The organism is Pseudomonas brassicae, from assembly GCF_010671725.1.
Lineage (GTDB): Bacteria > Pseudomonadota > Gammaproteobacteria > Pseudomonadales > Pseudomonadaceae > Aquipseudomonas > Aquipseudomonas brassicae.
This window is the reverse complement of record NZ_JAAHBU010000555.1, coordinates 1-2,926: the sequence shown is the minus strand read 5'-3', so window position 1 is coordinate 2,926 and position 2,926 is coordinate 1. Positions and strand designations below refer to the sequence as shown.

General features: G+C 64.7%; 1 protein-coding gene and 1 pseudogene. One reads left to right on the top strand and one right to left on the bottom strand.

Features of this window, described 5'->3' with window-relative positions:
- Positions 1-62 precede the first annotated feature (62 nt).
- A pseudogene (locus tag G3436_RS25965) lies at positions 63-1,720 on the bottom strand (OFA family MFS transporter).
- A 327-nt stretch (positions 1,721-2,047) separates the two neighbouring features.
- Between G3436_RS25965 and G3436_RS25960 the strand changes: the two are divergent.
- The coding region (locus G3436_RS25960) for an AsmA family protein (RefSeq protein ID WP_163951113.1) at positions 2,048-2,926 on the top strand (879 nt) is incomplete at its 3' end.

The window sequence follows — 2,926 nt, the reverse complement described above, 5'->3', positions numbered from 1 at the left end:
GCTCCCACAGGGTTCTGCGGCGCACACAAAACCCTGTGGGAGCTGGCTTGCCAGCGACGCTTTTAGTGGAACAGCACCGCCGTCTTCTGCAAGGTCACCCAGATCCCCCACGCCAGCGGAATGCCCACCGCCAGCCAGGCCGCAACCACCAGCGGCCGGCTGCCCGGCGCGGCGCTCCACTCCAGCACGGTGGTGCCATTGGCGCCCTTGTCATGCCCCAGCGCCTGCTCGGCCGCCAGTTCGGCATCGGTCATGAAGTGCTTGTCGGCCACCGGGCGCACCAGCGCATTGCACACAAAGCCCAGCGCCAGCAGGCCGGCCAGGATGTACAAGGTCATGTCGTAGGCCGCTGCGCGCTCCACGCCCAGCGCCAGCTGATACTCGCGCAGGTAGGTGATCAGCACCGGGCCAAGTACCCCCGCCGCTGCCCAGGCGGTCAGCAGGCGACCGTGAATGGCGCCGACCATCTGCGTGCCGAACAGGTCGGCCAGGTACGCCGGCACCGTGGCGAACCCGCCACCGTACATCGACAGGATGATGCAGAACGCCGCCACGAACAGTGCAATGTTGCCCAGGTGGCCCATGTTCGGGATCAGTGCATACAGCGCCACGCCCAGGGCAAAGAAGGCGAAGTAGGTGTTCTTGCGCCCGATGTAGTCGGAGAACGACGCCCAGAAGAAGCGCCCGCCGATGTTGAACAGGCTGAGCAAGCCGGTGAAGCCGGCGGCGATGGCCGCGATCTGCCCCAGTTGCGCGGCATTCAGCTGGCTGAAACTCAGGTCGTTGCCCAGCAGCTTGCCGGCGAACACTTCCTGCAGCAACGGCGAAGCCATGCCCAGGATGCCGATACCGGCCGACACGTTCAGGCACAATACCAGCCAGATCAGCACGAACTGTGGGGTTTTCCACGCCACACTGACGTGCACATGGCGATGGGTAATCATCGCGTTGCTGGCCTTTTTCTGGGGTGCGATCCAGCCAGCAGGCTTCCAGCCGGTCGGCGGCACGCGGTAGGCCAGCGCGCCACCGAGCATGAACACGAAGTAGATCAGCGCCATCACCACGAAGCTCTGCCACACACCCACGCCATCAGGCCCGGCAAAGTGGCCCATCAAGGCCGCGGCCAGCGGTGCACCGACCATCGCGCCGCCGCCAAAGCCCATGATCGCCATGCCCGTGGCCATGCCGCGCTTGTCCGGGAACCACTTGATCAGGGTCGAGACCGGCGAGATGTAGCCCAGGCCCAGCCCGATGCCGCCGATCACGCCGCTGCCCAGCCACATCAGCCAGAGCTGGTGGGTGTATACCCCCAGCGCCGAGATCAGCAGGCCGCCGCACCAGCACAAGGTCGAGACCACACCGGCCTTGCGCGGCCCGGCATGTTCCAGCCAGCCACCCCAGATCGCCGCCGAACAGCCGAGGAAAACGAAGAACAGCGTGTAGATCCAGCTCAGCATCGAGATCGGCCAGTCGCACGTGCTGGTGAACAGACGCGCCACAAAGCTCATGTCCGGCGCACACGCCACCGGCGCGCTGATGCCGATGGCCTGCGACAGCGGCAGCCAGAACACCGAGAAACCGTAGGCCATGCCGATGCACAGGTGAATCGCCAGCGCCGCCGGCGGCACCAGCCAGCGGTTGAAGCCGGCCTTGGCATGATGCGTTCCTTGGACAGGAAGCCGGGCGTGGTGGCGATGTCGCCCGCCGTTTTGCTGCTCATTGTTGTTTTCCCCTCGTGATATGGATGTTCCACAAGCCAGGCACGACGCCCACGACTTTGGCTGCCGGCGGCTGCACGTCGTTTATCCGGCGGCGTACCTGTGCGCGACAAATGGCCGCAGCAGGACCTGAGAACGGCGAAAGAGTAGCATTTGCCGCAGCGGCTGGAATCAGACTGATATCGCAATTTTTGCCAGAACTGATCTGCCCGACCAATGAACTGCGCGCGGCTCTGTTGTCGAAACCCTGGCCGTGTCGAGCCCGCGACACCTGCACAGGGCTATACTCTGCGGCTGAATTTTACCTATCGGACTACAAGGACTCGCCCATGAAAGCGTTCGGCAAAATCCTGGGGCTGGTGGTTCTCGGGTTGTTGCTGATCATTGTGGCGCTGGGCTTTGCCCTGACCCACCTCTTCGATCCCAACGACTACAAAGACGAGATCCGCCAGCTGGCACGCGACAAGGCCCACGTCGAGCTGACGCTCAACGGCGACATCGGCTGGAGCCTGTTCCCATGGCTGGGGCTGGAACTGCACGAGGCGAGCATCGCCACGCTGAACAACCCCAAGGTGCCGTTCGCCGACCTGCAGATGCTCGGCCTGTCGGTACGCGTACTGCCGCTGCTGCGCCGCGAGGTGCAGATGAGCGACGTGCGCGTCGAAGGCCTGAACCTGACCCTGGCCCGCGACGAGCACGGCCACGGCAACTGGGAAGACATCGGCAAGCCGCTGCCGGCCAGCACCCCCGCGCCCACCGAAGGCAGCGCGCCGGCAACTGCACCCGGCGAGGTGCCGGCCAAGCCGGCAGTCGATCGCCCGGTAAAACTGGACATCGACAGCCTCACGGTGAACAACGCCAAGGTGCAGTACAGCGATGCCAAGAGCGGCCAGACCTTCAGCGCCGAAAGCATCCAGCTGAGCACCGGTGCGGTGCACGAAGGGGTCAATATCCCGCTGAAGATGACCGCGTTCTTCAGTGCCGGCCAGCCCGTGCTGCGCGCGCGCACCGAGCTCAACGGCGAACTACGTTTCGACCGCAGGCTCAAGCGCTACCAGTTCGAAGACATGAAGCTCAGCGGCGAAGCCTCCGGCGAGCCGCTGCAAGGCAAGACCATGACCTTTGCCGCACAGGGTCAACTGCTGGTCGATCTGGCCGCCAACGTCGCCGGATGGAACGGCCTGAAGCTCTCGGCCAACCAGTTGCGC